This is a genomic window from Bradyrhizobium sp. CIR18 (assembly GCF_014198295.1).
In the GTDB taxonomy this organism is placed as follows: domain Bacteria; phylum Pseudomonadota; class Alphaproteobacteria; order Rhizobiales; family Xanthobacteraceae; genus Bradyrhizobium.
This window is the reverse complement of sequence record NZ_JACIHF010000001.1, coordinates 411,266-428,230: the sequence shown is the minus strand read 5'-3', so window position 1 is coordinate 428,230 and position 16,965 is coordinate 411,266. Positions and strand designations below refer to the sequence as shown.

The window sequence follows — 16,965 nt, the reverse complement described above, 5'->3', positions numbered from 1 at the left end:
ATCTGGGGCTACCGCCATGAGCAAATTCACCCGTCGCACCATCCTGAAGACCGGCGGCGCCGCCGCAGGCACGCTGCTGCTGCCGCGTTTTGCCATCGCGCAGGGCGACAGCCGTCCGTCGGTGACGATCGCCGTGCAGAAGGTGACGAATGCGAACGTGCTCGACGTGCTGCGCGAGCAGTCCAATGTCGGCGAGCGCGTGTTCTTCTCCTCGATCTGGGAAGGCCTGATCTCCAAGAACTGGCGCGGCAACCTCGAGGCCGTGCCCGGCCTTGCCACCGAGTGGCGCCGCATCGACGACCAGACCGTCGAGGTAAAGCTGCGTCAGGGCGTCAAATTCCACAACGGCGACGAGATGACCGCAGAGGACGTCGTCTTCACCTTCAGCCGCGAGCGCATGTTCGGCGAGACCGAGGCCAAGAGCCGCTCGACCATCCAGGCCTTCGAGAAGATCCCGACGCCGCGTCCGGGCAAGGAATTGCCGCCGGACGTGCCGGCCGTTGCCCGCCGCATCTGGCCGGATCTCGTGCGCGTCGACGCCGTCGATAAATACACCGTGCGCTTCTACAACGCGACGCCCGACGTCACGATCGAAGGCCGGCTGTCGCGCTATGGCTCCGACATCATGAACCGCCGCGCCTGGGACGAATCCGCGAGCTATCTCGACTGGGCGCGCAAGCCGGTCACGACCGGTCCCTACAGGGTCGTCGAGCTCAAGCCCGACGTGTCGCTGACCCTCGAAGCGCATGACGAATATTGGGGCGGCCGTCCGCCGCTCAAGCGCATCCGCTTCCTCGAAGTGCCCGAAGTCGCGAGCCGCATCAACGGACTGCTCTCGGGCGAATACCAGTTCGCCTGCGATATCCCGCCGGACCAGATCGCCGGCATCGAGAAGAACGCCGCGTTCGAAGTGCAGGGCGGCACCATCCTCAACCACCGCCTGACCGTGTTCGACAAGAACCACGCCCAGCTCGCCAATCCCTTGGTGCGGCGCGCCTTCACCCACGCGATCGACCGCCAGGCCATCGTTGACAGCCTGTGGGCCGGCCGCACCCGTGTGCCGAAGGGGCTGCAGTGGGAATTCTACGGCGACATGTTCAACGCCGACTGGAGCGTGCCGGCCTACGATCCGAAGCTCGCGCAGGATCTGCTCAAGCAGGCCAATTACAAGGGCGATCCGATTCCGTATCGCCTGCTCAACAATTACTACACCAACCAGGTCGCGACCGCGCAGGTGCTGGTCGAGATGTGGAAGTCGGTCGGCCTCAACGTCCAGATCGAGACCAAGGAGAACTGGTCGCAGATCATGGAGCGCGGGTCGGCCCGCGCCGTGCGCGACTGGTCGAACTCGGCCGCCTTCAACGATCCGGTCTCCTCGCTGGTCGCCCAGCACGGTCCGAACGGCCAGCAACAGCAGATCGGTGAATGGACCAATGTCGAGCTGAACAAGCTCTCGGAGTTCCTGGAAACCTCGACCGACCGTGCCGCCCGCAAGAAGGCGTTCCGCCGCATGCTGGAGATCGCCGAGCGCGAAGACCCCGCTTACACGGTGCTGCACCAGAACGCCACGTTCACGGCCAAACCGAAGTCGATCAAGTGGAAGGCGTCACCGGCGTTCGCGATGGATTTCCGCGCCGGCAATTTCGAGGCCTGAGGTGACGCCGCTGGTCAGCATTGCAGGCCTGAGCGTCGCCTTCAGCGGCGTGCCGGTCCTGCGCGGTGTCGATCTCGCTCTCGGCAAGGGCGAGGCTCTCGGCCTCGTCGGCGAGTCCGGATCGGGCAAGTCGGTGACATGGCTTGCCGCGCTCGGGCTGCTGCCGCGGCATGCCAAGGTCTCGGGCTCGGTGCGGCTCGACGGACGGGAGATCCTGGGCGCGCCGGCCGCCGAGCTCGACCAGGTCAGGGGCGGGCGCGTCGCCATGATCTTCCAGGATCCGGCGAGCGCCCTCAACCCGGTCTTGACCATCCGCAGGCAGCTCTGCGAAGCGCTGTCGCTGCATCGGGATCTCCAAGGCAACGCCGTGAAGGCGGAAGCGCGGCGGCTGCTCGATCTCGTCGGCATTCCCGATGCGGGCCGGCGGTTAGAGGCCTATCCGCACGAATTCTCCGGCGGCCAGGTCCAGCGCATCATGATCGCGATGGCGCTCGCCGGAAATCCGGACCTCCTCATCGCGGATGAGCCGACCACCGCGCTCGATGCCACCATTCAGGCCCAGATCCTGGAGCTGCTCTCGACGGTCCGCCGCGAGCTCGGCATGGCGATGGTGCTGATCAGCCACGATCTCGGCGTCGTCGCGGAGAATTGCGACCGTGTCGCCGTGATGTATGCCGGCCGCATCGTCGAGCAGGCCCCCAGCAACCAGCTGTTCGCCGATCCCGTGCATCCCTATGCCCAGGGCCTGATCGGCGCATTGCCGCCACTCGACGGCCCGCGGCGGCGTCTCACCGCCATCCCGGGAACGGTGCCCGATCCCGCGAAAATGCCTGATGGCTGCGCCTTCGCGCCGCGCTGTACGCTGGCGTCCGAGCCGTGTAGCCGTGCCGCGCCGACCTTGGCGCCGATCGCGGACGGCCGCGCTGTCGCCTGCATCCGCGCCGAAGCTTCGCGCCGCGCGCTGCTCGGGATCGCCGCCGAATGAGCCCGCCGCTCGTCGAGGTGTCCTCGATCTCCCGCAGTTATTCGATGCGCTCCGGCATGTTCGGCCGCAACACCGCCGTCCATGCAGTCGATGGCGTCTCGCTGACGATCCCCAAAGGCGAGACGCTCGGCCTCGTCGGCGAGTCCGGCTCGGGCAAGTCCACCACCGGACGCATCGTGCTCGGTCTGGAGCCGCCCGATAGCGGCGAGGTGAGGTTCGACGGCAAGCCGATGGCTGCGCCGGGCACGGCCGCATGGCGTGCGCAACGCGCCCGCATGCAAATGATCTTCCAGGACCCGCTCGGCGCACTGGACCGGCGCTTGCCGGTCGCCGCGCAAATCCGCGAGCCGCTCGACATTCACGGGCTCGGCACGCCCGACGCGCGCGAGGAGCGCGTCCGCGAATTGCTGCGCGCCGTCGAGCTCACCCCGGCGCATGGCGCGCGTTATCCGGGCGCACTGTCCGGCGGCCAGCGCCAGCGCATCGTGCTGGCGCGCGCGCTCGCCACAAAACCGGATTTCCTGGTCTGCGACGAGCCGGTCAGCGCGCTCGACGTCTCGATCCAGGCGCAGGTGGTGAACCTGCTTTGCGATCTCGAGGCCCAGCTCTCGCTCACCTTGCTGTTCATCAGCCACGATCTGCGCGTCGTCAGGCAGATCAGCGATGTCGTCGCCGTGATGTATCTCGGCCGCATCGTCGAGATCGGCAGCGCCGACGATCTGTTCGCGCGGCCCGAGCATCCCTATACCCAGGCGCTGGTCTCGGCTTCGCCCGCGCCAGGCCGCCGCAGCGCCGGCCGCATCGTGCTCGCGGGCGATCCGCCAAACCCGGCCGCGCGACCGCAAGGCTGCGCCTTCCATCCGCGCTGCCCGCGCGCGATCGCACGCTGCGCGCGCGAGGTGCCGGCACTTGCGGCCGTCGGCGGCAACAGGCAGGTCGCCTGCCATCTCGTCACCGGCGCCGAGACTCGGGACGCCGCGTGATGGGACGCTATTTCGCCATTCGCATTGGACGCGCGGCGCTGACGATCGTGCTCGTCGTCACCTTCGCCTTCGTGGTGCTGCGTCTCTCCGGCGATCCCGCGCTGATGATTTTGGGACCGGAAGCGCCGCCCGAGGTGCTCGCGGCGTTCCGCAAGGCCTGGGGCCTCGATGATCCCATCTGGTTTCAGTATCTCGATTACTTCGGTGCCATCGCCAAGGGCGAGCTCGGCCGCTCCATGCGTGACGGCCGACCCGCGATCGAGCTGGTGCTGGAGCGGATTCCGGCGACGCTGGCGCTGACCTTGCCGGCCTTCGCCTTCAAGGTCGCGCTCGGCATTCCCGCCGGCATCTACGCCGCGCTGCATCGGGGCTCCGCGATCGACCGCGCCGTGATGATGACGGCGGTGGCCGGCTTCACAGTGCCGAGCTTCGTGCTGGCGCTGCTGCTGGTGCTCGTGTTCGCCGTGCAGCTCGGCTGGCTGCCCTCGGGCGGGCAGGACAGTTGGCGCCACGCGATCCTGCCCATCGCGACGCTCAGCCTCGGCGGTGCCGCCGTTCTGGCGCGCTTCACCCGCAGCGCGATGCTGGAGGTGCTGGGCCAACCCTATATCCGCACCGCGTCGGCCAAGGGCGTGCCGTGGCGCAGGGTGGTGACGTCGCATGCGCTGCCGAACGCGGCGATTCCGACCGTCACCATTCTGGGCTTCATGGTGGGCACGCTGATCGCGGGCGCGGTGGTGGTCGAGAGTGTATTTGCCTGGCCGGGAGTAGGGAGGCTTCTCGTTGTTGCGGTTGCCAATCGCGACCTCGCCGTCGTGCAGTGCATCCTGCTTCTTGTGGCGATGACCATGGTCACGTCCAATTTGATCGTCGACTTCCTCTACGGCTTCCTTGATCCGCGGTTGCGCGCCAAAGGAGCCCACGCATGACCGACGCGACGCTGAAGGACACCACCGTCCGCCGTCGCATCCGCCTGCCGGCGATCCCAATCTCGGTCGCGCTCGCGGTTGCCTGGATTGTCGCGATGCTGGTCATTGCAGCCTTCGCCGAGAAGATCGCGCCCTACGGCTACACTCAGCTCGATTTGCGCAACCGCTTGGCCGCGCCCGGCAATGCCGCGCATTGGCTCGGCACGGACGAGCTCGGCCGGGACGTGCTGTCGCGGCTGCTCGTCTCCATCCGGATCTCGCTGCTGATTGCCTTCGGCGCCACCGCCATCTCGGCGATGGTCGGCACCACGCTCGGCTTCCTCGCCGCGCATTTCCGAGGGGTGGTCGAGCAGCTCGTGTTGATGCTGACCGACTTCCAGGCCAGCATGCCCTTCCTGATCATGGCGCTCGCGGTGCTCGCCTTTTTCGGCAATTCGCTGCCGCTGCTGATTGGCCTGATGGGACTGTTCGGCTGGGAGCGCTATGCCCGCATCGCGCGGGGCCTTGCCATCTCCGCCAATGCGCAGGGCTACGCGGCGGCCGTCCGCCAGTTAGGCGCGACGCCGCCCCGGATTTACCTTCGGCACATCCTGCCCAACATCGCCTCGACCCTGATCGTCTCGACCACGCTGGTCTTCCCCGAGGTGATCCTGATGGAGTCGGGCCTATCCTTCCTTGGCCTTGGCGTGCAGCCGCCGATGACCAGCCTCGGCAACATGGTCGGTTACGGCCGCGAATATCTGACCCGGGCGCCCTGGATCATGCTGGCGCCGGCGACCACGATCGTGGTCACCACGCTGGCGGTTTCGGTGATCGGGGACTGGCTGCGCGACCGGCTCGATCCGACCCTGCAATAGGGGCCGCCCCGTAGCCCCCGGATTGCGCTGCGCGCTCCATCCGGGCTACCCGCCAACAGAGCCCGCGCCGGGAGCAGGGGAGCCCTGTCCGCCCCAAGTTCCCGTTGCGCGCGTTCCCCGCGTGCGCTATCCGGCCACAAAGGCCTGAGGCGGCACCAGATTTTCCCGCCCGGCCGGTCAAACCGAGGACGGACCGCCATGCCAGCCTATCGCTCCCGCACCACCACCCACGGCCGCAACATGGCGGGTGCCCGCGGCCTCTGGCGCGCGACCGGCATGAAGGACGCCGATTTCGGCAAGCCGATCATCGCGGTCGTCAATTCCTTCACCCAATTCGTGCCCGGCCACGTCCATCTCAAGGACCTCGGCCAGCTCGTCGCCCGCGAGATCGAGCAGGCCGGTGGCGTCGCCAAGGAATTCAACACCATCGCGGTCGACGACGGCATCGCGATGGGCCATGACGGCATGCTCTACAGCCTGCCGTCGCGCGAGCTGATCGCCGACAGCGTCGAGTACATGGCCAACGCGCACTGCGCCGACGGCCTGGTCTGCATCTCCAATTGCGACAAGATCACCCCCGGCATGCTGATGGCCGCGCTGCGGCTCAACATCCCCGTCGTGTTCGTCTCGGGCGGGCCGATGGAGGCCGGCAAGGTCAAGCTGCAAGGCAAGACCAAGGCCGTCGACCTCATCGACGCCATGGTGGCTGCAGCCGATTCCAAGGTCAGCGACGACGACGTCAAGGTGATCGAGCGTTCGGCGTGCCCGACCTGCGGCTCCTGCTCGGGCATGTTCACCGCCAACTCCATGAACTGCCTGACCGAGGCGCTGGGCCTCGCGCTGCCCGGCAACGGCACGGTGGTGGCAACCCATGCCGACCGCAAGCGCCTGTTCGTCGAGGCCGGCCACACCATCGTCGATCTCGTGCGCCGCTATTACGAGCAGGACGACGCATCCGTGCTGCCGCGCAACGTCGCCAACTTCAAGGCGTTCGAGAACGCGATGACGCTCGACATCGCCATGGGTGGCTCGACCAACACCGTGCTGCATCTGCTCGCCGCCGCCCATGAAGGGCAGGTGGAGTTCACCATGAAGGACATCGACCGGCTTTCTCGCCGCGTGCCCGTGCTGTGCAAGGTCGCCCCGTCGGTCGCCGACGTGCATGTCGAGGACGTGCATCGTGCCGGCGGCATCATGGGCATTCTGGGCGAGCTCGACCGCGCCGGCCTGATCGACACCTCGGTCTCGACCGTGCATGCGCCGACCATGAACGACGCGCTTGAGCGCTGGGACATCAAGCGCTCCAAGAGCGAGGCGGTCCGCACCTTCTTCCGTGCTTCGCCCGGCGGCATCCCGACCCAGGTCGCCTTCAGCCAGGAGCGCCGCTACGACGAGCTCGACGCCGATCGCGAGAAAGGCGTGGTGCGTGATCTCGAGCACGCCTTCAGCAAGGACGGCGGTCTCGCCGTGCTCTACGGCAACCTCGCGCAGGACGGCTGCATCGTGAAGACCGCCGGCGTCGACGCCTCGATCCTGAAATTCTCTGGCCCCGCGCGCGTGTTCGAAAGCCAGGACGCCGCCGTCGAGGGCATCCTGGGCGGCAAGGTCGTCGCCGGTGAGATCGTGGTCATCATCTACGAAGGCCCGCGCGGCGGCCCCGGCATGCAGGAGATGCTCTATCCCACGAGCTACCTGAAATCGATGGGCCTCGGCAAAGCCTGCGCGCTCGTCACCGACGGCCGCTTCTCCGGCGGCTCTTCGGGCCTGTCGATCGGCCATCTGTCGCCGGAAGCCGCCGAAGGCGGCAACATCGGCCTGGTGCGCACCGGCGACCGCATCGCGATCGACATCCCGAACCGCAGCATCAGCCTGGAGGTCTCCGACGAGGAGCTCGCCAAGCGCCGCGCCGCGGAAGAGGCGAAGGGTGATGCCGCCTGGCAGCCGGCTGCGCGCAAGCGCAACGTCTCGACCGCGCTGCAGGCCTACGCCGCGCTCACCACCAGCGCCGCGCGCGGTGCCGTGCGCGAGGTCAAGCGTCGTCCGAAATAACGCCTCGACCCGCCACAGACGGGAGTCGATTCCTCCGAAGCGCTCGCGGTCCCCCGCGAGCGCGCAGATGGGTTTTGCAGGACACACAAATGAAGCCGGGACGGGGGGTCGCAAAGGAACGGCCCCCGCCTCCTGGGGTGTGGGCTATTGGGGGTGGAGGCGAGAGCCGCTTTGCGAAGTGGGCACCCGACGTGCGGGCTCGCCCGCCAGGCCCTGTGAATTTAGTGTATTTGTCCGCGTTTTGCTATTTAATTTTTATTAATTTTGTTTGTTTTTTTATTTAATCGTGCAATCCTAAGAAAAATAACCCGAAATCCATTTTTCCGAATCCGGCCGGGCGGTCGCCGTATCCTCCGCGACGGTGCGGATGCCAGTAGCGGAGTAAGCCATGAGTCAATCTCCATCGCTCGTGCCGCCCATGACGACAGACCGGGACGTCTACCTCGTGCTCGATGATTTTGGCCGGCGGCTCGGCCGCGCCTGGTGCGAAACTGCCGAGGAGGATGCCAATCGGGCGACCCTGCTCAGACATCTCGTCGAGGGGCAATATCTCCATCCGGCACGTGTCGTGGCCTTCAACACCGCGGAAGGATGGTCACGAGATGCAACCGCAGAAATAGCGGACGAGCTGCGCCGCCGCTTTGTCGAATTCGAAGAAACTGATCCCTCGCTGCTGGAGTTTCTGGAAAGAGCGTCGAGGCACTGAAAGCTCGACCTTGACGGAGGCGGATGAGCGCTTTCGCGTTAATGCGCGTGGTCAATGAGTTCTTACCGGTCGGCTGCGATCGGCCGTTCGCATTAAGGATGCCCCGACGAAGTTCGGCAGAGCAGGGTTTTGCGGCGTATACTCCCGCGACCTTCGCAAATCCATTTTGGGCAATTGGGGCACCACCGCAATGTCGCGTACTCTCGCTGTTGTTTTCTCCACCGCCGTCGCCGCGATTTCCATGACGGGCGCAGCCTCCGCCGGCTGCTACAATTGCTACGCACCGCCGCCGTGCCAGACCTGCTATCAGCAGCAATACGTCGCGCCGCAGTACCGCACCGTCGACGAGACCGTGATGGTCGCCCCGGGCTCCGTCGTCGCGCATCGCACGCCCGCGCAGTACCGCACTGTGATGGTGCCGCAGACCGTGATGGTTGCGCCGCCGAGCGTCCAGTACGAGCGCATCCCCCCGCAATACGCCACGCGCCAACGCGTCCAGATGGTCTCGCCAGGGTATTCCTATTACGCCCCGGTGCAGATGGGATGCGCGTCCTGCGGGTACTGAGCGAGAGGCAGTCACGAAGAACATTCGCGCGGCGCTCCTCACCGGGCGCCGCGTTTTCTTTTGCGCGGTGTAAAGGGAGCGGATCTTTGAACCGGTAAGCCCTTGTTGCCGAGCTACATGTACCAGAGGGCGGCAGTGCTTTGCGCGGAGCTTTAGGCGTCGTCCGAGAGATTCTATCAGGTCAGCGTCAATACCATATGGACTGTGTGAGGTTCGCGGCGTTCTGCGCGTTCGAACCCAAATCTGCCGAGCACCCTGAGCATCGCAGCGTTGTCCGGCAGCACCTCCGCGGTCAGTTCCTTCAGCCTGGCTTCGCGGGCAAGGCTGATCAGGTGGCGCAGCAGCAGTCCGCCGATGCCGCGTCCTTGCCAGGCGTCGATCACCATGAAGGCCGTCTCGGCGCAGCCGGGCCCGGCTGCGACATATCGCGCGCCGCCCACGATGGTGCTCCGACCTGCATTCGCCACGCACGCGACCAGCGCAACATGGTCCTTGAAGTCGACCTCGACGAAAAAGGCGCGCTCCTTCTCGGAGAAATGACGTTTTAGCATGAAGAAGCGGCGCTGGAGGGACTGTGTGCCCACCTCGCCAAGCGCGGCCAGCATGGCGGCCTCGTCATCTGGCCGGAGAGCACGGATCTCCACGGCCGTACCGTCGCGGAGCTGTTCGTTTCGCGCGTAATTTGCTGCATTCGACATGCGTTCGCGTCGCAATTATTGAGCCGCTACGTGACCACGGCACCCGTCCCATCAGGCCGCCTTCAGTCCTTTGCCGGTTGATTTGGATCAAGCCTGCAGTCCCGGTCCGGCCGCTAGGCTTTCCGCATGGAGCCAATCAGCCGGGCGCGGGCCTCAGACCTTGAAGACACTTCGCCAACTTTTTTCCACCAGCGACGTCGTTCAGCTCGTGATCCGGCTCGGCTTGCTTGCACTGCTGATCCTGTGGACGCTCCTGATCATCCGTCCCTTCGTGCCGATCCTGACCTGGAGCGCGGTACTTGCCGTGGCGTTCTATCCGGTCTTCAATTGGCTCGCGAAATGTTTGGGCGGCCGCCCGCGGACAGCGGCGGTGCTCCTCGCCTTCACCATGCTCGGCATCGTCATCGGTCCGGCGGCCTGGCTCGGCCTCAGTGCGGTTGACGGCGTCAGAGAACTCGCAGGGCAACTCGGCAGCGGCGATCTCGTGCTGCAGGCGGCGCCGGAGCGGATCAAGGACTGGCCGCTGGTCGGGCCGCAGCTCTACGATCTCTGGAATCAGGCCTACACCAACATCCGCGCGGCCGTGCGCGAGGTTGCGCCATATCTGAAGCCGATTGCCGGCATGATGCTGTCATTCGCAGGCAGCGCCGGCCTTGGCACCCTGCAGTTCCTGATGTCGGTGCTGGTCGCCGGATTTCTCTTTCCATATGGTCCGCAGCTCGTCAGCGCAATCCGCGGTTTCCTGTTCCGCATCGTGCCGGAACAGAGCGAACATTTCCTCGAGCTGGCGGCTGGGACCATCCGGGCGGTGTCGCAAGGCGTCATCGGCGTCGCCATTATTCAGGCGCTGCTCGCCGGCATCGGATTCAAGCTGGCGCTCATCCCGAGCGCGGGGCTGCTCGCCGTCATTGTTCTGCTGCTGTCGATCGTGCAGCTCGGTGCGGGGATCGTCCTCATTCCGGTCGTCATCTGGATCTGGATGGACAAGGACGTCACCACGGCGCTGCTCCTGACCGTATTTCTCGTCATCGTCGGTCTCCTCGACAACATCCTGAAGCCGCTGGTCATGGGACGGGGCCTCTCCACGCCGGCGCTCGTCATCCTGATCGGAGTGATCGGTGGCACGCTCGCGCATGGGATCATCGGTCTGTTCATCGGACCGATCATTCTCTCGGTCGCCTGGGAACTCGCAGCGGCCTGGATCCGCATCGACCGGGCCGTGCCGCCTGCGCAGCTTGTCGCTGACCGTTGACTTAAACGTCTCAGCGATGGCGGCGCCGCTTGAATGCCTTGCACGACGACAAGGTCGAACATGGCTATTGAAAATCTGAAGCTCCCGATGAAGCCGTGTTCGAGCGCATCGAGTCGTAGTGGGGACAGCTCGATTTCTTGGTTCATTCCATCGCCTTTTCGCCCAAGGAGGCTCTGCACGGGCGCGTCGTTGATGTCGACGCGACGGCCTTCTGAAGACGATGGACGTGTCTTGCTGGTCATACATGTCGTTCTCAGCGATAGTGCAGGGCGATCAGCTCGGCGACGCAGGCGGGCTTCTTGCCGCCCTCGATCTCGATCACGAGATGATAGTTCACGCGCAGTCCGTCCGGCGGCACGTCCTCGGCTTCGGCGACCGTGACGCGGCCGCGCAGTCTTGAGCCCGCCGGCACGGGGGCGAGGTACCTGATCCGGTCAGCGCCGTAGTTCAGCGTGTTGCGAAGGCCCTTCAGGCCGATGACAGAGCGGATGAACAGCGGCGCCAGGGCAAGTGACAGCAGGCCATGGGCGATGGTTTTGCCGCCCGGCATCTCCTTGCTGGCACGTTCCTGATCCACATGGATCCATTGTTCGTCGCAGGTCGCCTCGGCGAACTGATTGATGCGTGGCTGGGTGATCTCGATCCAGTCGCTGGCGCCGATCTCGGTGCCGATAACGGATTTGATCTCGTCGAAGTCGCTGAATATGCGCATGATCGCTCTGCTCAAAGTCTCATTTCCAGGACGCTGTCAGGAATGGCCAGTTCGGCCTCGGTGACGGCCATGACCTCTCCGACACTGATGCCGGGCGCCGTTTCCAAGAGGGTCGCCCTGCCACCAGGGAAGCCGATCACGGCCATGTCGGTCACGACAAGGTGGACGGGCCGCGCCGAGGTCAACGGCAGCGAGCATTTTGCCACGATCTTCGACTTACCCTTGGCCGCGTGCTGCATGGCGACGATGACGCGCTTGGCACCGCTGACGAGATCCATGGCGCCGCCCATGCCCGGCACCATCTTGCGGGGGATCATCCAGTTGGCGAGATGGCCATGCGCGTCGACCTGAAGCCCGCCGAGCACCGTGACATCGACATGACCGCCGCGGATCAGTCCGAAGGACATCGCACTGTCGAAGGTTGAGGCACCCGGCAACGCACTGATGGGACGCCCACCGGCGTCGGTGAGCGTCGGATGAGCCATGCCTTGCTCAGGAATCGGCCCTGTGCCAATCAGCCCATTCTCCGACTGGAAGAATACCTTCAGATCTGATGGCACGTAGTTTGCGACCAGGGTCGGAATGCCGATGCCGAGATTGACAAGATTGCCCGTCTTCAGCTCCTTGGCGACTCGCCGGGCGATGATGATCTGGGGATCCATGATGTCACCCGTTGGTGATGAGATAGTCGACGAGCGGCGCGGGGGTGACGACGTGATCGGGCGCAATCACGCCAACGGGCACGATATGCTCGGCCGTCACGATGACGGTGTCGGCCGCCATCGCCATGACCGGGTTGAAATTGCGCGAGGTGAGCGCGTAGGCGAGGTTGCCGAGATAATCGGCGAGGAAGGCGTGGACGAGGGCGAACTGGGCGCGCAGCGCCGTTTCCAGCAGGAATGGCTTGCCGTCGACCTCGATCTGACGCTTGCCTTCGGCGACCAGCGTCCCGACGCCCGTGGGCGTCAGCACACCGCCGAGACCGCATCCGCCGGCGCGGATGCGCTCGACGAAGGTCCCTTGCGGGACGAGATCGACCGCAATCTGGCTCGCCAACATCTGCTGCTGCGCTTTTGGATTGAGGCCGATATGTGTTGCGGTCAGCTTCGACACCAATGCCTGATCGAACAACTTGCCGACACCCTTGCCGGGCGTCGCCGCGTCGTTCGAGATCAAGGTCAGGCCGGTCTTATTCTGGCGCACGACTTCGTCGAGCAGGCGCTCCGGCGTCCCGACTCCCATGAAGCCACCCACCATAACGCTGGCGCCCGCCGGAATCATTGCGACGGCTTCTTCGATGGAAATGGCCTTCATCATTGAACTCCGGGATCGGCCAACGATGGCAGAGGGCGGCAGTAGGCGGATGTTGGCGCCCGGCGCCTCTCGTCCTTTGATCTGCGTCAAGGCTTCCGCTCATTCCGATCCTGCTGCGTCGATACCGATGCTCCCTAGTACCTCGCGCCAGAGCTTGCGAACGGCGGCATGACGTTGTTCGAGGGCAGCACTCACCGCATCCCGATGCGGCGCAAGGTCCGTGCCCTTGAGGAACAGAATCTGGGATTGCAGCAGCCGGCTGCTCTCGAACTCGATCCGTCGCAGCGCCGAGACAAAGGGATCCTGCGCATTGGCCTCGATCGGGAGCAGCGCGGCCGGTCGGATGCCCGCATGCACGGCATGGGCAAGCGTTGCAAGGTGAACCGCCTGGGCGAGACGAGGGTCCGGGATTCCGTCGATCGGGGCGGGCAGCCAGGCGGTCTCCCAGGACGCAACCATGCATCCCAAAGTAAAATCCGGGGTCCAGGAAGTTGTGCGCATCAGCAGCGAGACGATCTCGGTCTCGCGATAGAACTGCGCATTCAATTCGGTCTGCCACGCCGCGTCGAGCCTTACAGGCAGCGTGAAGGCGAATTGCCGAGCGAGAGCGCCATGCGCCGAGATTAAGAATGCTGCGATCCGCGTCTGCTGGCCCGGTGGAACGCGGCCGTCCAGCTCGAGCGGACCCAGGAATCCGCTCATGCCAGCGCTCGCTTGACCGGGATAGCGCGCAGGTGATCGTAACCGTCAGGGAACGGCGTCAGCTCGCCGCCGGGCTCCTCGGGCGCTATCCATACAGCTTGATTGCCTTGCCAGCGGCCGGCCAGCACATCGTCGGCAAAGCGCGCGAGAAGATCGGCCGTCAGCGCGCCTTTTTCCAGTGTGAAAGCGTGATAAGCCTTGGGAATGATCACTAGCGAGCTGTTCGGAATCTCAACACGCAGGGTCTCGTGCAGATGACGCGGGGTCAGAAAATCGAACTCACCATTGAGGATCATGGTCGGAGCCGAGATCGCTGACAGGTGGGGCGTTAGCGGTTGGAAGTCGAGAAAGGACTCCATCAGATTTTGAAGCGCATAGACATCGTTCACCAGCCAGCCCTGGCGCTTGACGCTGTCGAGCTTGTCCAACAATGGCTTCAACCACTGGTCGGAGAGGTTCATAGGCAGCAGTAGATCCTGGAGATAGCCTGTTCCTCCCAGGATCAGGCCAGTCCGGAGGGCGTTGCCGAGAAGCAAAAGCTGCGGCGTCAGCTCGGCGAAGCAGCTCATCGGCACCAGTCCGGACAGCCGCTGCCCATGCTCGATCGCATAGCGGAGCGCGATCAGGCCGCCGAAGCTGATGCCGCTCAGGAAGACCGGCCCCTCGCCAAGCGCTTCAATCAGAAGCCTCAGCGCGGCAACCTGGTCGTCCTGACTGATAAAGAGCGTCGGCTTGTCGGAGACCCCTTGACCGAGGAGATCGAAGGTTGCCACGCGAAAGCCTCGTGTCAGCAGCGCCTCGCGATAGGCGCCCCATAGCTCGGAATATTGTGTCAGTCCGTTGACGAAAACATAGGCCGGCGCTCTCGCCAGCCCATCGAGCTCATAGCGTATTCGATACGAGCCGTGATTGAGAAAGGGCATCGCATAAGACTACCGACATCGCTGGCTACGATGCTCAACTGTCGCGAGCGGATTCCGTTGAGCTAGATCAAAGATTCCCGTTGCGACCTTCCTAGCGTTTCAAGAACTGTCCAGGGAGGAATCCGTCATGTCCACGACCGGTTTCGTGAAACGTTGCTCCGTCAGCCTGATTGTACTGCTGGTCGGCACCGCTCTGGCAGTTGCACAACCCTTCACGCGCCGCTCGTCGCAGGTGCAGCATGACGGGCTGAAGAAGACCTACGAGATCGCCAACTTCCGCCTTGGCGGCAAGTACGACCTCTCCAATCCCTCCAAGTGGGAGAATGGCGGCGAGGGGGGTGTCACGCTCGAGTCCCTCGGCGCTGGCAAGTTGAGAACAGCCTACATCGCCATCGGTAACGCGCGGCGCAACGCCGCAGGCGAGATTACCAATGCCGTCGTGATCAACTCCTATTATTCCGGTGACTCCACCGACATGTACGAGCAGTGGGTCAAGGGCGCTGCCTTGTCGGGGGGCGTCCCGATCATCGGTTCGGGACGGCCGATCGATACAGACCGCTATTATGTCATCATGGTCGATCCGCTCGGCACCTGGGGTGCAAGCAAGCCGTCCGATGGGCTCGGCATCAAGTTTCCGCAATACAGCTACTACGACATGGTGCAGGCGAACTATCGTCTGCTGCGCGATGAACTGAAGGTCGCGCGCGTTGCATTGGTCACGGGCGTGTCCATGGGCGGTACGCAGACCTATGTCTGGGGCGTCATGCACCCCGAATATGTCAGCGCCTTGATGCCGATCGGCGGCACCACGCAGTCGGATGGAGAGGATCCCGTCGGCAATTGGACGTTCCAGATGATGACGGCCGCGATCCAGGGCGATCCGGTCTGGCAAGAGACCAAGGGCGACTATTACAAGCTGCCGAAGGAAAAGCATCCGGTGCCGGGTGTCGCGTTCGGCTGGTCGATCCTTGGCATGACGGGTTATGACTTCGCATTCCGCACAACCCAGAACTGGGGCGCCGTGCAGCCCGAAATTTTCTACTGGGATCCGCCGAACGAGAAGGCCGGTTTGAACGTCATCAATCGCGCCAAGCTCTATGACGCGGTCGATCTCGTCTGGCGCAACCGGGTCGGCGAGACCCACAACGTTAATCCCTATCTCGGCCGCATCCAGGCGCGAACGCTGGTGATGCACATCACCAACGATCTCTGGCTCAACTTCAAGCTGGCGCAGCAGGCGGTCGATCGCGTGCCCGGCGCGGACCTGATCGCGCAGGAAAGCCCGGTCGCGCATTACGGCGTGTTCCCGATCATCAACCAGCGCAAGAACGATCCGAAATTCGTCGCTTTCATGGACGACGTTGCAAGCCTCGATCGCGCGCAGAAATTCGCCGACAAGAACTATCGCGTGCCCGGTGTTTCCGAGAAGATCGATCCGGAAAAATCCTTCTGGAAGGACTTTGTGACATATCCCTATCCGGTCAAATTCTCCAACGCCAAGGACAAGAGCGGCAAATCCTGGCAGATCGGCTACATGGATGAATACAACGGCACCGACAGAGACCCGAAGGTGCTGGTCATCATCCACGGCAAGGGCGCCTTCGGCGGCCACTACGGCAACATCATGCAATATGCGCTGCGGAGCGGAGTGCGCGTGATCGTGCCCGACCTGCCGCATTATGGGATGTCCGGGCCCGGCAATCTCGACAAGAGCCCGGCGCGCACCATGCAAGACATGCGCGAGGTGATCTACGACCTCGTGGTCAATCAGCTCGGCGTGAAGAAGGCGGTGTATCTTGGCCACTCGCTCGGCGGTCAGTTCGTGATGGGCTATGCCCTGACCTGGCCCGACGCCGTGCAGGCGCTGGCGCTCGAAGCGCCATCGGGCCTCGAGGAATATCCGCGCGACATCACGATCGCCAAGGACAAGAAGGCAAAACTGTTCGACCCGGATCTCGGCCGCGATTTCGACAAGTGGAAGTCAATCTGGGATCAGACTGGCATTCTCGCCGCTGAGAAGGCGCGCGACGAGCAGGGTGTCCGCGATTTCTTCTATTTCAAGAAGCGTGACCCAAACACCGGCGCAGTGTCGGCGGCGAAGAGCGGGTATTTCTACAGTGACAGTGAATATGCCCGCTTCCACACCGATCAGCGCGTCGGCCTCATCAGGGGCAACCCGAAGGAGCTCGATCAATGGTGCAACGTCTTCATTTTCGACATCTATACCATCGGGGCTGAGCTCCAGCAGGACGACCCGAAGAACCTCTACGAGCGGCTCACGCAGATCAAGGCGCCAATCTTCCTGGCCTTCGGCGACAAGGAGCCGTTCATCCCGACGCCCGCCTTCAACGGGCTGACCGATCTCGGTCGCGATGTGATCTCGCCGTTCATGACGCGGATGACCAATGCCGGCAACCGACCAATCCTCAAGATCTACCCGGAAACAGGGCACTTTATTCACACCGATAATCCGGTGGAGTTTTCGGTGGACGTCGTGGATTTCGTAACCAAGGGTAGTGTCGACACCTCTTCGCCGTCGAGCATTGATCGCATGATAAAGGGGGCCGTGGTATCTGCCCTGCCGGTGGCGCCGACTCCTCCGGGAGCCGCGCCTACGGCCGGCCTGAACAAATAGG

The 16,965-nt window shown here is 64.2% G+C and carries 16 protein-coding genes and 1 pseudogene; 11 read left to right on the top strand and 6 right to left on the bottom strand.

Annotated elements, in window-relative coordinates; translation table 11 throughout:
• Nucleotides 1–16 precede the first annotated feature (16 nt).
• From GGD65_RS02110 to GGD65_RS02075, 8 genes are all read left to right on the top strand, one after another.
• Nucleotides 17–1,654 carry an ABC transporter substrate-binding protein gene (locus GGD65_RS02110; protein ID WP_183234295.1) on the top strand — a complete coding sequence of 546 codons (1,638 nt, stop codon included), beginning with the start codon at nt 17–19 and terminating at the stop codon, nt 1,652–1,654.
• A 1-nt stretch (nt 1,655) separates the two neighbouring features.
• A complete protein-coding gene (locus GGD65_RS02105; RefSeq protein ID WP_183234294.1) occupies nt 1,656–2,639 on the top strand; it encodes an ABC transporter ATP-binding protein in 984 nt (327 codons plus the stop codon).
• Nucleotides 2,636–3,622: an ABC transporter ATP-binding protein gene (locus tag GGD65_RS02100; protein WP_183234293.1), complete on the top strand. Its 987-nt coding sequence runs from the start codon at nt 2,636–2,638 to the stop codon at nt 3,620–3,622. Before GGD65_RS02105 ends, GGD65_RS02100 begins: the two co-directional genes overlap by 4 nt.
• Nucleotides 3,622–4,551 (top strand): ABC transporter permease, encoded by a 930-nt coding sequence (locus GGD65_RS02095; protein ID WP_018318023.1) that lies wholly within the window; start codon nt 3,622–3,624, stop codon nt 4,549–4,551. The genes GGD65_RS02100 and GGD65_RS02095 overlap by 1 nt, the downstream gene beginning before the upstream one ends.
• Nucleotides 4,548–5,408, top strand: a complete 861-nt coding sequence (locus tag GGD65_RS02090) for an ABC transporter permease (RefSeq protein WP_018318024.1) — start codon at nt 4,548–4,550, stop codon at nt 5,406–5,408. Before GGD65_RS02095 ends, GGD65_RS02090 begins: the two co-directional genes overlap by 4 nt.
• A 198-nt stretch (nt 5,409–5,606) precedes the next feature.
• The gene (ilvD, locus tag GGD65_RS02085) at nt 5,607–7,457 is read left to right on the top strand and encodes a dihydroxy-acid dehydratase (protein ID WP_179736735.1); all 1,851 of its coding nucleotides are present in this window, start codon (nt 5,607–5,609) and stop codon (nt 7,455–7,457) included.
• A gap of 388 nt (nt 7,458–7,845) precedes the next feature.
• Nucleotides 7,846–8,163 (top strand): hypothetical protein, encoded by a 318-nt coding sequence (locus GGD65_RS02080; protein ID WP_183234292.1) that lies wholly within the window; start codon nt 7,846–7,848, stop codon nt 8,161–8,163.
• Between the two features lie 241 nt (nt 8,164–8,404).
• Nucleotides 8,405–8,728 carry a hypothetical protein gene (locus GGD65_RS02075; RefSeq protein WP_020508670.1) on the top strand — a complete coding sequence of 108 codons (324 nt, stop codon included), beginning with the start codon at nt 8,405–8,407 and terminating at the stop codon, nt 8,726–8,728.
• 176 nt (nt 8,729–8,904) lie between these two features.
• Here the strand turns inward: GGD65_RS02075 and GGD65_RS02070 are convergent, their stop codons facing one another.
• Nucleotides 8,905–9,426, bottom strand: coding sequence for a GNAT family N-acetyltransferase (locus GGD65_RS02070; protein ID WP_179736737.1), 522 nt, complete (start codon nt 9,424–9,426; stop codon nt 8,905–8,907).
• 160 nt (nt 9,427–9,586) lie between these two features.
• Between GGD65_RS02070 and GGD65_RS02065 the strand changes: the two genes are divergently transcribed.
• Together GGD65_RS02065 and GGD65_RS40055 are read left to right on the top strand one after the other, a co-directional pair.
• A complete protein-coding gene (locus GGD65_RS02065) occupies nt 9,587–10,678 on the top strand; it encodes an AI-2E family transporter (RefSeq protein WP_183234291.1) in 1,092 nt (363 codons plus the stop codon).
• 77 nt (nt 10,679–10,755) lie between these two features.
• Nucleotides 10,756–10,946 (top strand): annotated as a pseudogene (locus GGD65_RS40055) (SDR family oxidoreductase); the annotation flags it as partial.
• On the opposite strand, the gene GGD65_RS02060 reads toward GGD65_RS40055, so the two are convergent.
• The 5 genes from GGD65_RS02060 to GGD65_RS02040 all read right to left on the bottom strand — a co-directional run bounded on the left by GGD65_RS02060 (nt 10,932) and on the right by GGD65_RS02040 (nt 14,329).
• Nucleotides 10,932–11,390 carry a MaoC family dehydratase gene (locus GGD65_RS02060; protein WP_183234290.1) on the bottom strand — a complete coding sequence of 153 codons (459 nt, stop codon included), beginning with the start codon at nt 11,388–11,390 and terminating at the stop codon, nt 10,932–10,934. The pseudogene GGD65_RS40055 and the gene GGD65_RS02060 overlap by 15 nt on opposite strands.
• Before the next feature lie 11 nt (nt 11,391–11,401).
• A complete protein-coding gene (locus GGD65_RS02055) occupies nt 11,402–12,052 on the bottom strand; it encodes a 3-oxoacid CoA-transferase subunit B (protein WP_183234289.1) in 651 nt (216 codons plus the stop codon).
• 4 nt (nt 12,053–12,056) lie between these two features.
• Complete coding sequence (locus tag GGD65_RS02050) at nt 12,057–12,704, bottom strand: CoA transferase subunit A (protein WP_183234288.1); 648 nt, start codon at nt 12,702–12,704, stop codon at nt 12,057–12,059.
• A gap of 99 nt (nt 12,705–12,803) precedes the next feature.
• Nucleotides 12,804–13,406, bottom strand: coding sequence for a hypothetical protein (locus GGD65_RS02045; protein ID WP_183234287.1), 603 nt, complete (start codon nt 13,404–13,406; stop codon nt 12,804–12,806).
• On the bottom strand, nt 13,403–14,329 hold the full coding sequence (locus GGD65_RS02040; RefSeq protein ID WP_183234286.1) for an alpha/beta fold hydrolase: 927 nt from the start codon (nt 14,327–14,329) through the stop codon (nt 13,403–13,405). The genes GGD65_RS02045 and GGD65_RS02040 overlap by 4 nt, the downstream gene beginning before the upstream one ends.
• 127 nt (nt 14,330–14,456) lie before the next feature.
• On the opposite strand from GGD65_RS02040, the gene GGD65_RS02035 reads away from it, so the two are divergent.
• The gene (locus GGD65_RS02035; protein WP_018318035.1) at nt 14,457–16,964 is read left to right on the top strand and encodes an alpha/beta hydrolase; all 2,508 of its coding nucleotides are present in this window, start codon (nt 14,457–14,459) and stop codon (nt 16,962–16,964) included.
• Nucleotide 16,965 lies beyond the last annotated feature (1 nt).